Origin of the sequence: Luteibacter sp. dw_328 (assembly GCF_018449605.1) — a bacterium.
In the GTDB taxonomy this organism is placed as follows: domain Bacteria; phylum Pseudomonadota; class Gammaproteobacteria; order Xanthomonadales; family Rhodanobacteraceae; genus Luteibacter.
In genome coordinates this window covers 22,386-39,819 of the sequence record NZ_JAAVUW010000005.1, presented here as the reverse complement: position 1 = coordinate 39,819, position 17,434 = coordinate 22,386, and the positions used below count along the sequence as shown (strand labels likewise).

Sequence of the window (17,434 nt, the reverse complement as noted above, 5' to 3'; positions counted from 1 at the left end):
GTTACACGACGCACCTGTGTGCGTATTCGGCTGGGTCAGGCGCGGACGAGCGTCTGGTCTGGATCGATCTGCCGATTGAAATTGGGCTGATTGCAGACGGTGAGCGTTTCGTTGGACGGTGTTTGCAGGTGCCATCCGCACCCGCCGAGATTGGTCAGGATCCGGTCCGAATCGTCGTGGGGCAGCTTCCGCTGCGGCGTCAATTCCACCTCCAGAACGAACCGAAGTTCGCCCAGCAACAGGACGAGCGGCTCGGGAAGCATGTCGAACCCGTCGCGGCGGGTCATCCAGACGTAGGTGTCGGGTTTGCGCAGGCTGGCGTAGACGTAGCAGTGCATGACGGCAGTCTCGCTTGCGATTCGGCGTACCACCCTACCAAAAGAGGCGGCCCCCGGGCAGTGCTGTAAACCCCCGCCGTTACAGCTTTGTTGCATTAGCACTTGCAAATTTCTCGTCAAGTCGTCCAGAGTTCCACCCCAGATTGTTAAACGCGCGTATGAAAACGGATAAATTTTAGGTTTTCCGCGAATCTGACGTCGACCCAGAGCAGAACAAAAGCAGGAGCCACCCCGAATGTCGAAGCTGAACCTCAATACCCGTCCGCTGGCCATTGCCGCCCTTTCGCTGGCCATCGCCGGCGCGCTGGTGGTTCCCCAGGCCGCTCACGCCAGCGCCTTCCAGCTGAAGGAAAACAGCGCCGCCGCGCTCGGTCGTGCCTTCGCCGGCTCCGCCGCCGCAGGTGACGACGCTTCGGTGATCGTGAACAACCCGGCCGCCATGTCCCTGCTCAAGGGCAATGTCATCCAGGCCGACGTCACCGGCATCAATTTCAGCACCAAGTTCAACGGCACCGCGACCGACGCACAGGGCCGCCCGATCTCCGGTGGCAACGGCGGCGACGCCGGCACGACCATCCCGGTCCCGGCGATGTACTTCGCCACCCAGGTCGGCGACCGCACGCACATCGGCTTTGGCCTGACCGCGCCGTTCGGCTTCAAGACCGACTACGACTCCGACTGGAAGGGTCGTTACAACGGCATCAAGTCCGACTTCAAGTCGTTCGATGCCACGCTGTCCGGCTCGTTCGACGTCACGGACACCTTCGCCATCGGTGCCAGCATCATCGCGCAGAAGACCAGCGCCGAGCTGACCAGCGCGATCAACTACAACACCGTCGGCCTCGGCCTGATCCAGCAGGCCGCTGCGGCCGGCGAGATCTCGCCGCTGGTTGCCCGTGGCCTTGCACAGCAGTACGCCACCGTGGTCCCGCCGGGCAGCGACGGCATCGCCCGCATCAAGGGTTCCGACTGGAACTTCGGCTGGCAGCTGGGCGGCCTGTGGCGCCTGACGGACTCCGATCGCATCGCGCTGAACTACCGCAGCAAGATCAAGCACTCGCTCGACGGCACCGGTAACTTCACGCAGCCGTCGAACGTGACTGCCGTGCTGTCGAACCCGGCCGTCGGCGCGCTGCTTGGCAGCGGCCAGCCGCCGTTCACCCACACCGAAGGCACGGCAGGCTTCACCACGCCGGCCGTGGCGACTGCCAGCTATTGGCACCAGGCAACGAAGTGGGGCTGGGGTATGGACGCCTCGTGGACCAAGTGGGATTCCTTCGAGGACCTCACCGTCAACTTCGCGAACCCGAACCAGCCGACGAGCAGTGAACATTTCGGCTGGCATAACAGCTGGTTCGTGTCCGTGGGTGGCGAGTACTACGTCACCGACAAGTTCACGGTGCGTGGCGGTGTCGCCGTCGATACCACGCCGACCGAAGACCAGAACCGTGACGTCCGCGTGCCGGACTCCACCCGCAAGTGGCTCGCTTTCGGTCTGGGCTACAAGGCCACCGACCGTCTCGAGATCAATGCGGGCTTCGCCCACATCTTCGTCAACAAGGCGCACATCGCCGGCGGCGAAAGCGCCACGCTGGACCGCATTGCTGGCGAGAGCGATGACAAGGGCAACCTGCTCAGCGTGTCGGCCAAGTACGCATTCTGATCGTCTGATCAGTAAGGCCTGAAACGAAAAAACCTCCCCGGCGACGGGGAGGTTTTTTTATGCCAGAAACGTGTGACTGCCACTACCTGCGCGAACCGCGCCCTGTGGGAGCCGCTTCAGCGGCGATGCTTCACCCCTGGCTACCGCAGCACTTCTTGAACTTCTTCCCGCTCCCGCACGAACACAGATCATTCCGGCCGACTTTCGCCGGGTCACGCCGCACCGTCTGCCCGTGTCCCGGATGCCGCCGCCGATACAGCGCCGCCAGCTGAAACGGAATTTCATTGAGCAGGCCCATCCGCTCTTCGAACGACGGCAATGGCAACGCCGGCATATCCGGGGTCGGCTCGGTCTGATCCGCAGACAGCGTCATCAGCATGCCGATGAACGGAAAGAGGCTCTCGTCCGTCCACTCGGACCACTCCTCGCCCCACTCATTCATGGCAAAGCGAAAGCCGACGGCCCAGTCACTGGCGATCGGGAAGTCGCCCGTATACGTGCTGATGTCCTCAATCTCGTCGAATTCTTCCGGCGAATCGATGAAGGGCAGGGACTCCTCGCCCAGCACGACCGGGTCCGCGGCCACGCGATCGGCGATGACCTTCCAGAACTCCCGCAGCAGTACGCCTGCCTCGTTCGCCTCGGCTTCCGAGGCCCAGGGTGTCGCGCCGCCCAGTTCGAGGACCGCCATGCAGGCGTCGACGTCCACGTCGGCCGGTCCGACGAGGGCGGCCGAGAAGAGACCGTCGAGCGTCTCGAGCGAGTAGCGGTTGGTCGACGACAACAAGTCGTCGAGACGGCCGAGTCGGGTTTCACTCATCTGCATAGGAAGGGGCTCAGTACGCGTATTCACGGAAGATCGGATCCACACTGCCGTTCCAACGGCCATGGAAGAGTTCCAGCTTGGTGTCGGCCTGGGTCTTGCCCGACAGCGCGATCTCTTCCAGTGGCTCGAGGTAGATCGACTCGTCGGTGCCGCGATGGCCCTGCACGTTACGACGCTTCAAACCATGCGAGGCGATCTTCACGGCTTCGAGCGCAAGTTCGCGCACGCTGTGATTGCGGAAAGGTAGCGCCAGGGCGTCCTTCGGCACGCCGTCACGCAGGGCGTGGCGTTCGGCCTTGGTGAAGTCCTTGACGAGATCCCACGCCGCATCGAGTGCGACGTCGTCGTACAGAAGGCCAACCCAGAAAGCGGGCAGTGCGCACAGCGAGTTCCAGGTGCTGGTGTCGGCACCGCGCATTTCCAGGTACTGCTTGAGGCGCACTTCCGGGAAGGCCGTGGTCAGATGATCTGCCCAATCCTTCATGTTGGCCTTCTCGCCCGGCAGCGAGGCGAGTTCGCCCCGCATGAACTTCTTGAAGTCCTGGCCGGAAAGGTCGACGTACTTGCCGTCGCGGTAGCTGAAGTACATCGGCACATCGAGGATGTAGTCGACGTAGCGCTCGTAACCGAAGCCGTCCTCGAAGACGAAATCGAGCATGCCGGTGCGATCGGCATCGGTGTCGGTCCAGACGTGCGAGCGATAGGACTTGTAGCCGTTGGGCTTGCCTTCGGTGAACGGTGAGTTGGCGAACAGTGCCGTCGCGATCGGCTGCAGCGCCAGCGCCACGCGGAACTTCTTCACCATGTCCGCTTCGGTGGCGAAGTCGAGGTTGACCTGCACCGTGCAGGTGCGGGTCATCATGTCCAGGCCGAGCGAACCGACCTTGGGCATGTACTCGCGCATGATCTTGTAGCGGCCCTTGGGCATCCACGGCATCTGGTCGCGACGCCATTTCGGCTGGAAGCCCATGCCGAGGAAGCCGATGCCGAGTTCCTCGGCGACTGAGCGGACTTCCTTCAGGTGTTCGGTCACCTCGTCACAGGTCTCGTGGACCGAGAGCAGCGGCGCGCCGGAGAGCTCCAGCTGCCCGGCCGGCTCCAGGGTGATGTTGGCCATGCCCTTGGTCAGCGCGACCGGCGTGTCGCCCTCGCGGGCGACGTCCCAGCCGAAGCGCGTGGCCAGCGTCTCCAGAAGCTGGCGGATACCCGGGCGGTCGCCGTCGAAAGGCGGCGGGGTGAGGTCGTCCGTATAGAAACCGAATTTCTCGTGCTCGGTCCCGATGCGCCAGGCTTCACGCGGTTTCTCGCCAGCGGCGAGATAGGTGACCAGATCGTTACGGTCGCCGATAGGCGTGCTCTTGGCGGCGCTGGGTATGGACACGGACTTTCCTTGGACGAGAGCGGCAGGGCCGGATGTCGGCACACATGGGGGCGTATGCCCGCCGGGAAAAGGTGTTATGCCCGGCGGCGCAGGTTAGCAAATGACCCGACTGCATTGTGCATGGGCAGATCTTGAAGGTGCCCCGGAGTCAGTCCGGTACTTCTGGGTGGCGTCTCCATAAGACGCCGGTCATCGCACAGCTCGAGACATGTGCTTCGTATACTGCCGTTCCACGAGGCATTGCGCCTCGACCAGGATGGTCAGAGGCTATTGATGAGCAAGCGGAAGACAGGTGGGGTGCACGAGAAAGAGCAGTCCCCGGCGGGCCAGTTTGCCTTGCCGCTAGTACCGCAGAGCGATAGCGCGCTTTCCATTCCCGTCCTTTCGGCGCCGACGGAACGGTTCAGCAATTACGTCGTCTACGTTGACGAGAGCGGGGATCACGGCCTTGAAACGGTGGATCCCAACTATCCGGTCTTCGTGCTTGCCCTCTGCATCTTTCACAAAGGGCACTACGCGCAGAAAGTTGTTCCTGCTATCGAATCGTTCAAGTTCAAGCACTTCGGTCACGACATCGTGGTCCTTCACGAGCAGGAGATCCGCAAGGAGAAGGGGAGCTTTCGGTTCAATGACCGATTGGAGAAGGAAGGCTTCGTCGACGAACTGACCGGAGTAATCGAGACGAGCAAGTTCATTCTGGTCAGCTGCGTGATTGACAAGGCAAGGTTAAAAGAACGGGCCCTGCTGGAGAGCAACCCATACCACGTGGCTCTGGGGTTTTGTCTTGAGACTCTCTTCGAGTTCATTCAAGAGAAGCATCAGGAAGGCTACCCGACTCATATCGTCGTCGAGTGCCGAGGCAAGAAAGAGGATCGCGACCTCGAGCTTGAGTTCAGGAGGATATGCGACGGCGCGAACCGCTGGAGTCGACAGCTTCCGTTCGCAATCAAGTTCGCCGACAAGAAAACCAATTCATCCGGTTTGCAGCTTGCGGATCTTGTGGCTCGTCCGATCGGACTGTCGGTGCTTCGGCCGGGCAGGCCGAATCGCGCCTTTGAGGTTCTTAAGCGCAAGTTCTTTTGCAAAGGAGGGCGGCAGAAGCTCGGCGTGGATTTCGAAGGCTGGGGTCTGAAAATTTTCCCTGGCGCAGAAAGCGAAAAGCCCCGGTGAACTCACCGAGGCTATAACGCCGACCGGGAACCCCCAATCCACTTAGTTAAAGAGTCTAGATCGGCGGGCCATGCAACACAAGATGTGATGTTTCGGCAACTTTAGTAGCCGGTCAGCAACGAGCTTCGTCAAAATCTCTGCTGAAGATCGAAAACGAAAAGGCCGCCCGGAGGCGGCCTTTCGCTGGATTCTACGAAGCGCGGTCAGCGCTTCATGGAATTGAAGAACTCGTCGTTGGACTTCGTGTTCTTCATCTTGTCGAGCATGAACTCCATCGCGCTGAGTTCGTCCATCGGATGGAGCAGCTTGCGCAGGATCCAGATCTTGGCGAGCAGGTCCGGTTCGATGAGCAGGTCTTCGCGACGGGTGCCCGAGCGGTTGATGTCGATAGCCGGGTAGACGCGCTTCTCGGAGATACGACGGGACAGGTGCACTTCCATGTTGCCGGTGCCCTTGAACTCCTCGTAGATCACTTCGTCCATCTTCGAGCCTGTGTCGGTCAGCGCCGTGGCGATGATCGTCAGGCTGCCGCCTTCCTCGACGTTACGTGCCGCACCGAAGAAGCGCTTGGGGCGCTGCAGGGCGTTGGCGTCGACACCACCGGTGAGGACCTTGCCGGAGCTCGGAACCACGGTGTTGTAAGCACGGGCCAGGCGGGTGATGGAGTCGAGCAGGATCACCACGTCCTTCTTGTGCTCGACCAGGCGCTTCGCACGCTCGATCACCATTTCGGCGACCTGCACGTGGCGCACGGCCGGCTCGTCGAAGGTGGAGCTGATGACTTCGCCGCGAACGGTACGGGCGATTTCCGTGACTTCCTCGGGGCGCTCATCGATCAACAGCATGATCAGATGGACGTCCGGATGGTTGTACTGGATCGCCTGGGCGATGTTCTGCAGCATCATCGTCTTGCCGGATTTCGGCTGGGAGACGATGAGGCCTCGCTGGCCGCGGCCAATCGGCGCGACGAGGTCCAGGATGCGGCCCGTGATGTCCTCGGTCGACCCGTTGCCACGCTCGAGCTTGAACGACTTGCGCGGGAACAGCGGCGTAAGGTTCTCGAACAGCAGCTTGTTCTTCGACGCCTCCGGCGGATCGCCGTTGATGTCGTCGACCTTGAGCATCGCGAAGTAGCGCTCGCCTTCCTTGGGATGGCGCACGCGACCGGTGATGTAGTCGCCGGTGCGCAGGTTGAAGCGGCGGATCTGGCTGGGCGAGACGTAGATATCGTCCGGACCGGCCAGGTAGGACTCGTCGGCCGAGCGCAGGAAGCCGAAGCCATCCTGCAGGATCTCCAGGACGCCTTCGGCCCAGATGCCACCGCCGGAACGGGCGTGGGCCTTCAGGATATTGAAGACGACGTCCTGCTTGCGCTGGCGGGCCACGCCCTCGCGCACACCGAGCGATTCGGCGAACTCGAGCAGCTGGATGGCGTTCTTGCGCTTGAGCTCGGTCAGGTTGATCAGGCGATCGTTGCTGCCGGCGTCGGCGTTCTCGTCGTCGTCGACCGGATAGCCGTTGTTGTTGCGCTGGCTTTGGTAGTTGTTGCCGCCGCCGTTGCCACCACTGTTGCCCGGATTGCCACCGCCGCCACCCTGGCGCTGCTGGTTGCGCTCATTGCGCCGGCGCCGGCCGCGACCTTCGCGTTCGGCGTTGTTGGGGTTATTCGGGTTGTTCGGGTTGTTCGGGCTATTCGGGTTATTCGGATTGCTGTGGCGGTTCTGCGGCTGGTTCGGGTTTTCGACCCGGCTCATCTGCTGGTTCTGGCCGCCCTGCGGCTGGCCATTACCGTTGCCGTCGCGGGCTTCGTTCTGCGGCGGACGCGCCTCATTGCCCTGTTGCGGATTTCCTGGCTGGCTGGCTGGCGGCTGGCTGTTGAGCTGGAGCTCAGCCTGCGGCGCCGGCGAAGGGCTGGGTACCGGTGCCGGGGTGGGCAAGGGAGGAAGTGCCGGCACGGGCGCCGGCGGACGGGCCGCGGCGGGTGCGCGAGCCGGGGCGGGCGCGCTCGTCTCTACCGCGGGTGCTTCTGCGGCGGGTGCCTTTCGGCGAGTACGGGGACGCGGTTCGGTCGCAGGCGAGTCGCCGGCGCCCTTGGCGTCGTTGGGATTTTTGGTTTCGATATCAGACACGGGCAAACCTCACGGGGCGCCGTTGAAGAAAAAATGGGAGAGGGTTCGCAGCGTGGGGGACAAGGCATGTCCCGGCGAACCTCTGAAGCCTAGCATCGCGTGAGGCGCGGCGTAAAGCGCCTCACGCGGCGGCTTGGTGGAACCGTACAGCGAAACGATCAGATGGACTTGTCGATGAACTGGGTCAGCTGGCTCTTGCCCACGGCGCCGATCTGGGTGCCGGCGACCTTGCCATCCTTGAAAATCATGAGGGTGGGGATGCCGCGAACGCCGAACTGGCGCGGGGTCTGCTGGTTCTCGTCGATGTTGATCTTGACGATCTTAAGCTTACCTTCGTACTGGCCAGCCAACTCATCGAGGACCGGGGCAATGGATTTGCAGGGGCCGCACCACTCCGCCCAGAAGTCGAGCAGGACGGGGGTGTCGGAATCGAGAACTTCTGTCTGGAAGGCAGCGTCGCTCGTATGGGTGATCTTGTCGCTCACCGTGATCTCCAAAAGGGGGTGAAAGGGGGTTGACGACCGTGACGCCAGCATCGGCTACACTAAGGAGCCCCATGTCGCGGGTCCAACCGGAACCGAAGGTCTTGGCTATTGCAGCCGGTGGCCCTCATTCCAACGCAACTAGGGGCGCGATACAAGCGATTCAAGGGCGCCGACGGGATGGCTTCCGTTGACATAGGTGAACAGGCTCGGCGCAGAGCCCCTTCACCTATGCCAGCGGGAGTCGTCGGGTCGCGCGCCGCCGCCTCCGGCCATCGTGCGCCGGGCGCGTCGTACGGCCGCCGGCATGGCACCGGCCGCCCCCGACTCTCCCGTGACGCCGGCCGGATCCCCCACCGTCCCGCGGCTCCTTCTGTTGCCGCCGGGCCGCTGCCGCGCATTTGCGGCGCGAGACTTCCAGGTCACCCACCCATCATGTCCCAAACCGTTCTCACCGACGTCTTCTACGAAAACTTCGACCTTCATCCGCTCCTCCAGCAGGGCCTTGCCGCCGCCGGCATCACCCGTATGACCCCGATCCAGGCGCTCACCCTCCCGGTCGCCCTGCTTGGCCGCGACGTGGCCGGCCAGGCGCAGACGGGCACGGGCAAGACCTTCGCCTTCCTGGTCGCGCTGATGAACCGCCTGCTCAACAACCCGGCCGCGCCGGACCGCAAGGACGCCGATCCCCGCGCCTTGATCATCGCGCCGACGCGCGAGCTGGCGATCCAGATCGAGAAGGACTTCCAGGTCATCGGCAAGGCCACCGGCCTGCGCAGCGCCCTGATCTACGGCGGCGTCGACTACGACAAGCAGCGCCAGCAGCTGCGCGATGGCTGCGACATCATCATCGCCACGCCGGGTCGCCTGCTCGACTACTACAAGCAGGATGTCTTCGGCTTCGGCAGCGTCGAAGTCATGGTCATCGACGAAGCCGATCGCATGTTCGATCTCGGCTTCATCAAGGACGTGCGCTTCATCTTCCGTCGCCTGCCTGCCCGGGAAAAGCGCCAGGTGCTGCTGTTCTCCGCCACCCTCAGCCATCGCGTGCTGGAGCTCGCCTACGAGCACATGCACGAGGCCGAGAAGATGGTCGTGGAGACCGAGAACGTCACCGCCGACCGTGTGCGCCAGGTCGTCTACTTCCCTTCCAAGGAAGAGAAGCTGCCGCTGCTGCTCAACCTGCTCGAGGAGAGCAAGACCGAGCGCAGCATCATCTTCGTCAACACCAAGGCCGCCGCCGAGCGTGTCACGGACCGTCTCAAGCGCCACAACTTCCGCGTCGGCGCCATCTCCGGCGACGTGCCGCAGGTGAAGCGCCAGAAGCTGCTGCAGCGCTTCCAGGACGGCCAGATCGACCTGCTCGTCGCGACCGACGTGGCCGCCCGCGGCCTGCACATCCCGGCCGTCAGCCACGTGTTCAACTACGACCTGCCGCAGGATGCCGAGGACTACGTCCACCGCATCGGCCGTACCGCGCGCCTGGGCGCCGAGGGTGATGCGGTCAGCTTCGCCTGCGACCTGTACGCCATGGGCCTGCCGGACATCGAGACCTACATCAACCAAAAGATTCCGACCGCCTCCATTGAGGCCCGGATGCTGGTGATGCCCGCCCCGCGCCCGCGCGCCGACGGCGTGCAGGACGAAATCGACGATCCGAACGACAACGACGGCCACATCCCGACCCGCGGCGCGCCGCCGGAGAAGGGTGGCCGCAGTGGCAGCCGTGACGGTGGCCGTGGCGGTCCGCGGTCCGGTGAGCGCTCCGGCAGCCGCGAGCGTTCGGGCAGCGCCGAACGCCGTCCGCGCACGCCCCGTCCCGACGCGCCCGTCGTCGCCACCGGCGCCGCGCCTGTCGAAGTGCCGATGAAGACGGTTGTCGTCGCCGAGACGGTCGCCGATCTCCCGGCCGCTGCAGAGGCTATGGCCGCCGATGGCGCACCGAAGAAGCGTCGCCGTCGCGGTGGCCGTGGTCGCGGTGCCCGCGAGGGCGCCGAGAATGGCAACGGTGCTGGGGGCACCCCGACGAACGTTCAGGGTGAAAAGCCGAACGGCTCCGCAGCGCCGCGCCAGACCGCCGAGGGGCAGGGCAATCCGAACCGCCGCCCGTCGCGTCAGGTGGCGGCTAACCGTCCGTCGGCCAGCGGCCCGGCTCCGGTTGCCTCGGGCGGCCAGGAAAAGGTGGGTTTCTTCCGCCGCATCGGTCGTCTGTTCGGCGGTAGCTAAGAGCTCGCCGATGAATCGGCTCCTGCACAGAGCGCGGGCCCCCGGGCGAGCGCAGGCCCCCGGGGTTTCGGGGCTTCTTGTGGGAGCCGCTTCAGCGGCGACGGCCCTGTAGGAGTCGATTTATCGGCGATCAGCGCGAAGCGCGACCCAGCCGCCGCAAAACCCACACCACTTCCCTTATCCTCTGGGGTTCAACGGGCCAACGGGTAACGCGGTGATCGGTTTCGATCTGGTGAGTAAACGGTACGAGGGCGATCACCAGGCCCTTACCGATGTGTCGTTCAGTGTCGAAGCCGGCGAGATGGCCTTTGTCACCGGTCACTCCGGCGCGGGCAAGAGCACCCTGCTCAAGCTGTTGGCCATGATCGAGCGCCCGACCAACGGCGTCGTCACCCTCGACGGCCAGAAGCTCAATACCGTCCGTCCCTCCGATATCCCGCGCATCCGTCGCAAGCTGGGCATGGTTTTCCAGGACCACCGGCTGCTGATGGATCGCACCGTCTTCGCCAATGTGGAACTGCCATTGGTGATCGCCGGCGTGGCGCCGGCCGACCGTGGGCGTCGCGTGCGCGCGGCCCTGGAGAAGGTCGGCCTGCTCAGCTATGAGAAGCAGCTGCCCGGTTCCCTTTCCACGGGCGAGCAGCAGCGCGTCGGCATCGCCCGCGCCATCGTGGCCAAGCCCGCCGTGCTCATTGCCGATGAACCGACAGGCAACCTCGATCCGCAGCTGGCCATGGAAATCATGGGTCTGTTCGCCGAATTCCAGCAGGTCGGGACCGCGGTTCTTGTCGCCAGCCACGACCTCATGCTGATCAAGCGAATGAAAAAACGCGTCGTCGTCCTCGACCACGGCAAGCTGGTTGCCGATGTCCCCGCCACGGAGGTGGTATGAACGCCGTTCGCGAGCAGCGCCGTCAGCCCGAGCCGGAAAAGACGCGTCGCAGCGGCCCTCGTCACGTGAGCGCCTGGCGCGAGCACCACGTGTGGAGCCTGTCTATCAGCCTGCGTCGCCTGGGTGCCCGGCCGCTTGGCACCTTGCTGACGGTCGCCGTCATGGGCGTGGCGCTGGCCCTGCCGTTGGCCTTCTACCTGCTGCTGGGCAATGTTCAGCGGATGGGCGATGCCCTCGGCCGGAACCAATCCATCAGTGCGTTCATGAAGCCCGGGCAGAACGGTGCCATGGCGGAGACCGCCGCCTCGGCCCTGCGTGGTCGCCCCGAGGTCGCCGAAATCGTCGTGCGCACGCCGAAGGATGGCCTCGACGAGCTGGCGGAAGTGCAGGGGTTCTCCGGATCGCTGCAGTCGCTCGATGTGAATCCGCTCCCGTACGTTCTATCGGTGCAGCCGAAGCCGGGTCTGCCGGTCGAGCAGGTCGACCGCCTGGTCGAGGCCATGAAGGCGACACCGGGTGTCGACATGGTCCAGGACACGGGCGCCTGGCGACAGCGCCTCGATGCGCTTCTCGGCGTGGGAAGCCGGGCGGTTTCCCTGCTGGCCCTGCTCCTGGGTATTGCCGCTCTCCTGGTGGTCGGCAACACCATTCGTGTGGATATCCAGAGCCGTAGCGCCGAAATCGGCGTGCTGCTCCTCATCGGCGCCAGTCGCCCCTTCGTTCGTCGACCCTATCTTTATGCAGGCATCTGGCTCGGCTTGCTCGCGGGGATACTGGCCGTGGTCCTGGCCGTCGTCCTCGAACTGGCCATGGCCGGCCCAGTGGGGCGCCTCACTGCTGCCTACGACGGCAGTGTCAGTTTCGGCGGACTCCCCGCATGGCTGCTGCTTTCGGTACCCTTCGCTTCGGCGTTGCTTGGGTGGCTGGGCGCGCGGCTCGTCAGCGCTCGGCAAATTCGCCGCGCGGCGATGGCCTGAAGGGGAGACAGGGGTGGGATCTCACATCGGTTCGGGTGTCGCCGGCGCTGCGCCGCGAATCCTGTTGGTCGACGGCTCCAAAGTCGTTCGCCAGCTGATTTCGCGCGTGGTCGCGGCCGAAGTGCCGGGTGTCGAGATCATCGGCGTGGCCACAGGCGCCGAAGCGCAGTCTGAACTGCAACGCGGCGTCTTCGATTTCGTCACTGTCGCCCTGCGCCTGCCGGATATGGACGGCCTCGACGTCGCCCGTTTCGTTCGCGAGTCCGCTCCGCAGATCTACATGCCTATCGTCGTCGTCTCGGGCGACGTCGAAGCGCGCCTGCACAAGCGCGAGTTGGGTGAGTTCGTCACCGACTACTTCGACAAGTCGCTGGGTTTCGGCGCGCTCGCGGAATTCATTCGTGGCTATGTTCGGCCCGAAGGCGGTGCCGAGGGCGACGTGTTGTACGTCGAGGACAGTCGCGTGGTCGCATTGGCCACGCGTCGCATGATGGAGAAGTACGGACTCACCGTCCGTCACGTGATCAGTGCCGAAGATGCCATCGCGTACCTGCATGAAGCCAGGTCGCGTGGTGAGGTGGGCGCCGACATCGTGTTGACCGACGTGAGCCTCAAGGGAGAACTCACCGGTGGGGATCTCGTCGAGTGCATTCGCAACGAATTCGGCTACGGGAAGGGGCAGCTGCCCACCCTGATCATGACCGGTGACGAGAATCCGGCGAACCAGGCCGCGCTGCTGCGCGCCGGCGCCAACGATCTCGTCGAGAAACCTGTCGAGGAGAAGCTGCTGATCACGAAGCTGCTCTTCCAGCTGCGCGTTGCGCTGCACCTTCGCGAAAGGGCTGCCGGTTGAACGAGCGCGTGCGACTGGAAGCCTCGTGGAAGCAGCGGATCGGCGACTACCTCGATCGGCCGGAGATGCTGGCGCTGTCCCAGTTCCTGCGTGAGGAAAAAGCGCACGGCAAAGACATCTATCCACCTGGGCCGGACATCTTCAATGCCTTCGAGCACACGCCCTTCGACAAGGTGCGCGTGGTCATCCTCGGGCAGGATCCGTATCACGGCCCCGGTCAGGCGCACGGCTTGAGCTTTTCGGTGCGCCCGGGCGTGCGCGTGCCGCCGTCGCTGCAGAACATGTTCAAGGAGATTGAGGGTAGCCTCGGTATTCCGCGCCCCGATCATGGATGCCTGACGCCGTGGGCCGACCGCGGAGTGCTCCTGCTCAACGCCGTGCTCACCGTGGAAGCGGCACAGGCCGCCTCGCATCAAGGCAAGGGCTGGGAAGGTTTCACCGACGCGGCGATCAATGCATTGAATCGCCAGCGCGAGGGACTCGTATTCCTACTGTGGGGAAGTCATGCGCAGAAGAAGGGCCAGTTGATCGACGGCAATCGCCATCTGATCCTGCGCAGCGTGCATCCGTCGCCGCTATCCGCGCACCGCGGCTTCCTTGGTTGTGGCCACTTCGCCAAGGCGAACGCGTACCTCGAATCACGGGGTGAAGCGCCGATAGACTGGTCGCTGCCGCCGCGCTCCGAGCTCTGAAGAAAGCATTCTCCAGAAGTGACAAAGCCCGCGAGCCGAAGCTCGCGGGCCAGTTTAGGATCCGAGGCGCTTGTCATCGCGCATTCGGCCTGCCGCGGCTGCCACCCGAAGGTCTCACCGAGGTCTTGAGGTCGGGCGAACCGACTGACGGGTGCAAAGTTAGATGTCCACGGGTCTCGGGTCAACGACCCAGCGATCGATACTTCGATTTTTCAGAAAACTTCGAAGATATAAGCAAGTGCTTGCCGGATGCGGTGTAGCGCCTGTGCATCGATCTCGGCGGAACGGTATCTGAGCCTCCCATCGTGATGACGCGCGTCGGCCATGCTGAGCCGCTCGAGACTGACGGTGGTCACCATGTCGCACTTGGCCCAACGATCCCCCGTCTTCTCTCTCCATAACGGGCCGAGCCTTCACCATCTCGGCGCCCACTGCAGTGCCCGGCGATGGGAATCGACAGATCGCCAGGGTGCCGGCTCGAGGGGAAAAACGCAGTGCCATGTCCCCAGCCTAGGCGGGACGACGCCCCTTTAAAGCCAGCCCTCGGCCCCAATAACTGTAGGCACGACGGCTACATAGCCTCGTCGACGACCCTGCTGCCGCGCCCTCCGCGGCCGGGGAGCCGTCTGCCTCCTGAATCCCTTTGGACCCCCTCTGGACATGCCAGGGGTATTTCTGTACCATAGCGTACAGTTAACCGATATGAACTTCGGCATGGCTTAGCACTCTCACTTCGGGACTGCTAATCTGCACACCAGTTTTCAGGAGGTTCCACACATGTCTCAGGTCCTCGCCACCCGTAACTACGGGCTCCCGAGCGTCGTTGGCAGTCTGGATTCCTACATCTCGGCGGTCCATCGCATCCCGGTGCTCAGCCTTGACGAGGAGCAGTCGCTGGCGCGCCGCTTCCGTGACGACGCCGATCTCGACGCCGCCAAGCAGCTCGTTATGTCCCACCTGCGTTTCGTGGTCCATGTGGCTCGTGGCTACAACGGCTACGGCCTGCAGCTCTCGGACCTCATCCAGGAAGGCAATATTGGCCTGATGAAGGCCGTGAAGCGCTTCGACCCGGATCAGGGCGTTCGTCTGGTCAGCTTTGCAGTGCATTGGATCCGTGCCGAAATGCACGAATTTATCCTGCGTAACTGGCGCATCGTGAAGGTCGCTACGACCAAGGCCCAGCGCAAGCTGTTCTTCAACCTGCGCAAGAGCAAGAAGCGCCTGGGTTGGATGAATGCCGAGGAAGTCCGCGTGGTTGCCCAGGACCTGGGCGTGCCCGAGGCGACGGTTCGCGAGATGGAATCACGCCTGTCCGGCCGTGACGTTGGTTTCGAGGCTCCTGCCGACGCCGATGACGATGACAAGCCGGCCCCGGCCGCCTTTCTTGTCGACGAAGGTGCGGATCCGTACGACAACCTTGCCGAAGAAGACGCGAGCAAGAACCAGATGGGTGCGCTGTCCTCGGCGCTCGGCAACCTGGATGCCCGCTCGCGTGACATCATCCAGCGCCGCTGGCTGGCTGAAGACAACAAGGCCACGCTGCAGGATCTTGCCGATGAATACGGTGTTTCCGCCGAACGCATCCGCCAGATCGAAGCGAACGCCATGAAGAAGATGCGCGTCGCCATCGCCGCCTGAGTGCGTCGTTGGGCGTAAGATCCGGAACGGCCCCCTGGTGGGGCCGTTTTCCGTTGTTCCCCCTACGGAGTGCAGAGGATGCCCAGGGCACTGGTCATCGAAGATGATGAAGTCACCGCTCGCGACATCGTCGCGGAGCTGGGTGCGCACGGCCTAACGGCCGAGTGGGTGGCCAATGGGCGCGACGGTCTCGCGCGTGCCCTTGAAGATGGCTTCGACATCATCACCCTCGACCGCATGCTTCCGGGCATGGACGGGATCGACGTGGTGCTTGCTCTTCGCGAACGCTCCGTGGACACGCCCGTGCTGATGATCAGCGCCTTGTCCGATGTGGACGAACGCGTCCGCGGCCTGCGCGCCGGCGGCGACGATTACCTGACCAAGCCTTTCTCGCCGGACGAACTGGCCGCACGCGCGGAAGTACTGCTGCGCCGTCGGCAACCCAATGCCAACAGCAACAGGCTGCGGGTTTCCGATCTCGAGCTCGACCTTGTGCGTCACAACGCGCTGCGCAATGGACAGCCGCTGACCCTGTTACCTACCGAATTCCGCCTGCTCGAATTCCTGATGCGCAACGCCGGCCAGGTGGTCACGCGCCAGATGATCTTCGAGCACGTGTGGGGTTTTCATTTCGATCCGGGTACCAACGTGATCGACGTCCATATCGGCCGCCTCCGTCGAAAGATCGACGGCGCCGGCCAGGTGCCGCTCATCCGTACGGTGCGCGGCTCGGGGTATGTCATTGCGCCCGCTGATTGATGCCTGGCGTTCCGCCACGTCGCGCCTGATCCTGATCTACGGCGCGCTTTTCGCCATCTGGTGCGTGGTGCTGCTGGGCGTCGTCCAGTGGGAAGCCTCGCGCTACCTGTCCAACGTCGTCGACGGCATGCTCGCCGCGCGCATCCACTATCTGGAAACCTCCGATCCGCGCCGGCTCCCCGCGACGGTGGAGGCGGCCAGCCAGATCGATGTCCAGGGCTACATGTGGGTCGGCCTGTTCGACCCGCAGGGCAGGCGCATCGCCGGCAACATCGAAAGTGTGCCGGCCGAGCTCACCGACGAAGACATGGTCCAGTCGATACGCGCGAGCCTCGTGGATCCCAAGCGCAATACGCCCACGCGCGCTCGTGGCGTCACGCGCGTGCTGCCCAATGGCGATCGGCTGGTCGTGGCCAAGGAGAGCACGACGATCGACGGCGTAGGCGCGATCATTCGCCGTGGCCTGCTCTGGGGGCTTTCGCTGACCCTCATCCCCGGTGTACTCGGCGGCATCCTCATCGCCCGTGGACCCGCGCGTCGCATTCGTGCAATCCAGCAGGCGATGGAGCCGATCCGCGAGGGCGACCTCAGCGTGCGCCTGCCCGTGACACGTGGCGGCGACGAGGTCGACCTGCTCGCATCCACCGTGAACACGACACTGGGTGAGATCGAACGCCTGCTGGGCGAAGTGAAGGGCGTCACCGACAACATCGCCCACGATCTCCGCACCCCGCTCACCCGGATGCGCACGCGTCTCCATCGCTTGCAGCAGCAGTTCGACGGCAAGCCGGAAGGCGACCAGCTGGACGCCTGCGTGGCCGAGATCGACACCGTGCTGTCACGCTTCCGCGCCCTGCTAAGGGTTTCCGAACTCGAAGACCGCCAGCGCAGCGCGTGTTTTGAAACGCTCGATCTGGGCGACGTCCTCCGCAACGTCCACGAGTTCTACGCCCCGCTGGCTGAAGACCGCAGTCAGGTGTTCGAACTCGAGGTGGGCCGGCTGCCGCCACTGCGCGGTGACCCGCAGTTGATGTTCGAAGCCTTCGCCAATCTCGTCGGCAACGCCATCAAGTTCACGCCCGACGGCGGTGCTGTCCGCCTGGTGGCCAGTACCGACCCGACGGGTGACGCGCGTATCGATATCGCCGATACCGGGCCTGGAATCCCGCCCAACGAACGGGAAGCGGTGTTTCGCCGGTTCTACCGGAGCGATGAGACGCGCGCAAAGCCGGGCTGTGGCCTGGGCCTTGCCATCGTCAGCGCCATCGTGCGCCTGCACGGGTTCTCGCTGTCGGTGGGTGGAACCGAGAAGGGCGCAGTCATCTCCGTGGTGTGTCCGGCCACCTAAATAATTCTTAACTACGTTGTACGAAGGTACGGGCGCAAAATCCGCTGCGACGCAACATCA

The 17,434-nt window shown here is 63.9% G+C and carries 16 protein-coding genes; 10 read left to right on the top strand and 6 right to left on the bottom strand.

The genetic code is table 11. From position 1 onward, the window contains the following. Positions 1–35: 35 nt before the first annotated feature. Positions 36–338, bottom strand: coding sequence for a YcgL domain-containing protein (locus tag HB634_RS12920; protein ID WP_063573243.1), 303 nt, complete (start codon positions 336–338; stop codon positions 36–38). Between the two features lie 235 nt (positions 339–573). Here HB634_RS12920 and HB634_RS12915 point away from each other — a divergent pair, with 235 nt between their 5' ends. Further along, positions 574–2,001 (top strand): outer membrane protein transport protein, encoded by a 1,428-nt coding sequence (locus HB634_RS12915; protein WP_213948858.1) that lies wholly within the window; start codon positions 574–576, stop codon positions 1,999–2,001. 130 nt (positions 2,002–2,131) lie between these two features. Here the strand turns inward: HB634_RS12915 and HB634_RS12910 are convergent, their stop codons facing one another. Next, the gene (locus tag HB634_RS12910) at positions 2,132–2,854 is read right to left on the bottom strand and encodes a UPF0149 family protein (RefSeq protein WP_197478357.1); all 723 of its coding nucleotides are present in this window, start codon (positions 2,852–2,854) and stop codon (positions 2,132–2,134) included. After that, on the bottom strand, positions 2,838–4,208 hold the full coding sequence (locus HB634_RS12905) for a glutamate--cysteine ligase (RefSeq protein ID WP_063572758.1): 1,371 nt from the start codon (positions 4,206–4,208) through the stop codon (positions 2,838–2,840). The genes HB634_RS12910 and HB634_RS12905 overlap by 17 nt, the downstream gene beginning before the upstream one ends. Positions 4,209–4,481: 273 nt before the next feature. Between HB634_RS12905 and HB634_RS12900 the strand changes: the two genes are divergently transcribed. After that, the gene (locus HB634_RS12900; protein WP_213948857.1) at positions 4,482–5,378 is read left to right on the top strand and encodes a DUF3800 domain-containing protein; all 897 of its coding nucleotides are present in this window, start codon (positions 4,482–4,484) and stop codon (positions 5,376–5,378) included. 203 nt (positions 5,379–5,581) lie between these two features. Here HB634_RS12900 and rho read toward each other — a convergent pair whose 3' ends face one another. Further along, complete coding sequence (rho, locus tag HB634_RS12895; RefSeq protein WP_213948856.1) at positions 5,582–7,507, bottom strand: transcription termination factor Rho; 1,926 nt, start codon at positions 7,505–7,507, stop codon at positions 5,582–5,584. A gap of 158 nt (positions 7,508–7,665) precedes the next feature. Continuing rightward, entirely contained in the window at positions 7,666–8,043 is a 378-nt protein-coding gene (trxA, locus tag HB634_RS12890; protein ID WP_218625499.1) for a thioredoxin TrxA, read from the bottom strand. A 381-nt stretch (positions 8,044–8,424) separates the two neighbouring features. Between trxA and HB634_RS12885 the strand changes: the two genes are divergently transcribed. From HB634_RS12885 to ung, 5 genes are all read left to right on the top strand, one after another. Continuing rightward, the gene (locus HB634_RS12885) at positions 8,425–10,215 is read left to right on the top strand and encodes a DEAD/DEAH box helicase (protein ID WP_213948855.1); all 1,791 of its coding nucleotides are present in this window, start codon (positions 8,425–8,427) and stop codon (positions 10,213–10,215) included. Positions 10,216–10,429: 214 nt separating this feature from the next. Further along, the gene (gene ftsE, locus HB634_RS12880; protein WP_213948854.1) at positions 10,430–11,107 is read left to right on the top strand and encodes a cell division ATP-binding protein FtsE; all 678 of its coding nucleotides are present in this window, start codon (positions 10,430–10,432) and stop codon (positions 11,105–11,107) included. Beyond that, positions 11,104–12,084 carry a permease-like cell division protein FtsX gene (ftsX, locus tag HB634_RS12875; protein WP_063571480.1) on the top strand — a complete coding sequence of 327 codons (981 nt, stop codon included), beginning with the start codon at positions 11,104–11,106 and terminating at the stop codon, positions 12,082–12,084. The genes ftsE and ftsX overlap by 4 nt, the downstream gene beginning before the upstream one ends. Positions 12,085–12,097: 13 nt before the next feature. After that, complete coding sequence (locus HB634_RS12870; RefSeq protein WP_063571481.1) at positions 12,098–12,937, top strand: response regulator; 840 nt, start codon at positions 12,098–12,100, stop codon at positions 12,935–12,937. Continuing rightward, positions 12,934–13,629 (top strand): uracil-DNA glycosylase, encoded by a 696-nt coding sequence (gene ung / locus HB634_RS12865; protein ID WP_063571482.1) that lies wholly within the window; start codon positions 12,934–12,936, stop codon positions 13,627–13,629. Before HB634_RS12870 ends, ung begins: the two co-directional genes overlap by 4 nt. 212 nt (positions 13,630–13,841) lie before the next feature. Here ung and HB634_RS12860 read toward each other — a convergent pair whose 3' ends face one another. Next, positions 13,842–13,988, bottom strand: coding sequence for a hypothetical protein (locus tag HB634_RS12860; RefSeq protein ID WP_213948853.1), 147 nt, complete (start codon positions 13,986–13,988; stop codon positions 13,842–13,844). 418 nt (positions 13,989–14,406) lie between these two features. Between HB634_RS12860 and rpoH the strand changes: the two genes are divergently transcribed. From rpoH to HB634_RS12845, 3 genes are all read left to right on the top strand, one after another. After that, positions 14,407–15,267 carry an RNA polymerase sigma factor RpoH gene (gene rpoH, locus HB634_RS12855; RefSeq protein WP_046968926.1) on the top strand — a complete coding sequence of 287 codons (861 nt, stop codon included), beginning with the start codon at positions 14,407–14,409 and terminating at the stop codon, positions 15,265–15,267. Positions 15,268–15,345: 78 nt separating this feature from the next. Continuing rightward, positions 15,346–16,026, top strand: a complete 681-nt coding sequence (locus HB634_RS12850) for a response regulator transcription factor (protein WP_046968925.1) — start codon at positions 15,346–15,348, stop codon at positions 16,024–16,026. After that, positions 16,004–17,374, top strand: a complete 1,371-nt coding sequence (locus tag HB634_RS12845) for a HAMP domain-containing sensor histidine kinase (RefSeq protein WP_213948852.1) — start codon at positions 16,004–16,006, stop codon at positions 17,372–17,374. The genes HB634_RS12850 and HB634_RS12845 overlap by 23 nt, the downstream gene beginning before the upstream one ends. Positions 17,375–17,434 lie beyond the last annotated feature (60 nt).

Bases quoted from the DNA above. Each gene is read 5' to 3' on its own strand.
- HB634_RS12920 (WP_063573243.1), bottom strand. From the start codon at position 338: ATGCACTGCTACGTCTACGCCAGCCTGCGCAAACCCGACACCTACGTC.
- HB634_RS12915 (WP_213948858.1), top strand. From the start codon at position 574: ATGTCGAAGCTGAACCTCAATACCCGTCCGCTGGCCATTGCCGCCCTT.
- HB634_RS12900 (WP_213948857.1), top strand. From the start codon at position 4,482: ATGAGCAAGCGGAAGACAGGTGGGGTGCACGAGAAAGAGCAGTCCCCG.
- trxA (WP_218625499.1), bottom strand. From the start codon at position 8,043: ATGCTGGCGTCACGGTCGTCAACCCCCTTTCACCCCCTTTTGGAGATC.
- HB634_RS12885 (WP_213948855.1), top strand. From the start codon at position 8,425: ATGTCCCAAACCGTTCTCACCGACGTCTTCTACGAAAACTTCGACCTT.
- ftsX (WP_063571480.1), top strand. From the start codon at position 11,104: ATGAACGCCGTTCGCGAGCAGCGCCGTCAGCCCGAGCCGGAAAAGACG.
- HB634_RS12860 (WP_213948853.1), bottom strand. From the start codon at position 13,988: ATGGTGACCACCGTCAGTCTCGAGCGGCTCAGCATGGCCGACGCGCGT.
- rpoH (WP_046968926.1), top strand. From the start codon at position 14,407: ATGTCTCAGGTCCTCGCCACCCGTAACTACGGGCTCCCGAGCGTCGTT.
- HB634_RS12850 (WP_046968925.1), top strand. From the start codon at position 15,346: ATGCCCAGGGCACTGGTCATCGAAGATGATGAAGTCACCGCTCGCGAC.
- HB634_RS12845 (WP_213948852.1), top strand. From the start codon at position 16,004: ATGTCATTGCGCCCGCTGATTGATGCCTGGCGTTCCGCCACGTCGCGC.